This is a genomic window from Dendronalium phyllosphericum CENA369, assembly GCF_016056275.1.
Classification (GTDB): Bacteria; Cyanobacteriota; Cyanobacteriia; order Cyanobacteriales; family Nostocaceae; genus Dendronalium; species Dendronalium phyllosphericum.
The window spans coordinates 1-1954 of the sequence record NZ_JAECZA010000306.1; the positions used below are offsets into that span (position 1 = coordinate 1).

At 40.8% G+C, this 1954-nt stretch carries 4 protein-coding genes; all 4 read left to right on the forward strand.

Going from position 1 to position 1954, the window contains the following annotated elements; translation table 11 throughout:
• Nucleotides 1-280 precede the first annotated feature (280 nt).
• A complete protein-coding gene (locus tag I8752_RS34730; RefSeq protein WP_214436694.1) occupies nucleotides 281-865 on the forward strand; it encodes a hypothetical protein in 585 nt (194 codons plus the stop codon).
• The gene (locus tag I8752_RS34735; protein ID WP_214436695.1) at nucleotides 865-1128 is read left to right on the forward strand and encodes a hypothetical protein; all 264 of its coding nucleotides are present in this window, start codon (nucleotides 865-867) and stop codon (nucleotides 1126-1128) included. Before I8752_RS34730 ends, I8752_RS34735 begins: the two co-directional genes overlap by 1 nt.
• Nucleotides 1129-1133: 5 nt before the next feature.
• Nucleotides 1134-1619, forward strand: a complete 486-nt coding sequence (locus I8752_RS34740; protein ID WP_214436696.1) for a hypothetical protein — start codon at nucleotides 1134-1136, stop codon at nucleotides 1617-1619.
• Between the two features lie 87 nt (nucleotides 1620-1706).
• Nucleotides 1707-1954, forward strand: a 248-nt coding sequence (locus tag I8752_RS34745; RefSeq protein WP_225896100.1) for a hypothetical protein, incomplete at its 3' end; no start/stop codon positions are given.

The following is a 1954-nucleotide window of genomic DNA, read 5'->3' on the forward strand; positions in this document are numbered from 1 at the left end:
ATTTTAGGCAAACAAGTACAAAACCGCAGGTACAGACCTGTAGCAGCACTTAGATTCAGAAGTGCTTACATTTCGTTAGGCAATCTCGTACCACCTGTGTTTTTGATAGATACAACAATGAGGAATAAGGGATTAGTCAGTTATCCGTGATGTTAGTTGAGTGACAGAAGGCGACTGCGGCAGAAAATAAAGGTAAAAACCTATTAGGTTTCGCCACAGAATTCTAAGGATTTTAAAGGGTTAGAGTTGACGAACACTGTAACCATCACAAATAAAAATTATGGGTTTTCGAGACCTTCAGCGCTATCCACTACAGAAAGCTCGGTATGACAAATATAAAGAGTGGCTGGAATCTACTCCCGCAGAACGTCAAACGAAGTTTGCAGCTATCACCGATGAAACCAAGCGATCCTATGCAGAAAGAGAAAAAGGCTACGTTTCTCCGTTTGGCACGGCTGGCAGTACCAAAATTTATCTTCCTGCCCGATTAATCAAGGATGGACAAACTGGACAAGGCTCTGGGGTGGCCAATTCACTACGCGATCTACTTGCCAGCTATACGACTACTGCCACTGAATTCGGTGCATTGACCACACCAATCGAGGTTGAGGCAAAGAATTTTAAATTTGCTAAATTAACCCTCACTGCTGTCGTAGCTGGAACCACCAAGAAAGCGAGTCGCATTACTGGGGCAATGTATAAAAAACCCGATGTAGATTCGGTTACGAGTCCCTTTGGACAAAGTTCCGGCGGGCAAGCTTACGATGCGGCTGTTTTGGCTATCAAAGGTATACCAGCTTTTACTACCTTCATTCAAGGTAACAACGGTAAAAACCGCGCTAGGTTCACTCCTGAAGGCGAATAATGAGCAAGATAGCAGAGCGAACCGGGATTATTTGGACTCCAAACGATCCGCTAGACCTGCTATCCGTTGATGTTGATGGCAACTGCTCTGAAGCTGAATTTCAGGGAATGCTTGCCATTAACCAAGCGGGTAGAGATTGGTTAACTGGGAAGATTGATGTTGTTGAGTACTTGGACAAGCTGGAATATTACGGCATTCCCAATCCGTTTGAAATGTTGGATGAATTTGCAGAACACGTTGATTTTGTAATTTCTCACGGATAGCAACAGTGAGAGTAGTTGAATTAAATAATAGTGATAATTGGCAAAGTATATTTTCTACTAATATTGTTGCCGTTCAAGTTCCAATGCAGAATGGGAAGTATTTAATTAATCCCATCCCAGAAATAGTAGTACCTTTTGTACTGGATAAATTCATTCTTGCGGTTAGTGTAGAGACTGATGTCCCCACAGATTCAGTATGGAAGTTTGCCGGGTATGTCAATCAAAAAATTAGTACTGGGCTTGTAATTGGTGGCGTTCATGATGCGACTACTGTTAGAGGTCGTCCGCTATTTTTAGACCAAATAAATCTGATTATTTTTCAGAAGATATCTACGTCTTATGCTCTCAGTATCAAAGTGCCAAGGTGGTTTCCTCGTGCTGCGGTGAACGTTTGGGAGTACACGGGAGTAGATGACACATCTGAGGAGATATTGCTATCTCAGGAGTTTGCCAATATTAACTTTAAGTTAGACCAATTACTCAACAACTGAGAGTAAATGCTTTTTAAGTTGGGCTATTTGGAAATATTTTACTTTTTACTAACACTGGACGAGCGCTGCTTATGTCCCCTACATGAAATGCCGACTAATTTAAAAGATAGTTTAGATGTAATTTTGTCTGTATCTGCTCTTGTTGGAATTATCTTCCATATAGCTAAAACTAAAGCTGACATTGAAAAATCGATTGACGATGTCAAAGACCAGCTAACAGAAGAATTGAGAAATTTACGCACTGATATTAAAGTGTCTGACGCTAGGTATCAGGGCAAAAAAGAAATGATTGAGTATTTCATTAATGACCTCTACCGTTTAATACATCATCGTTC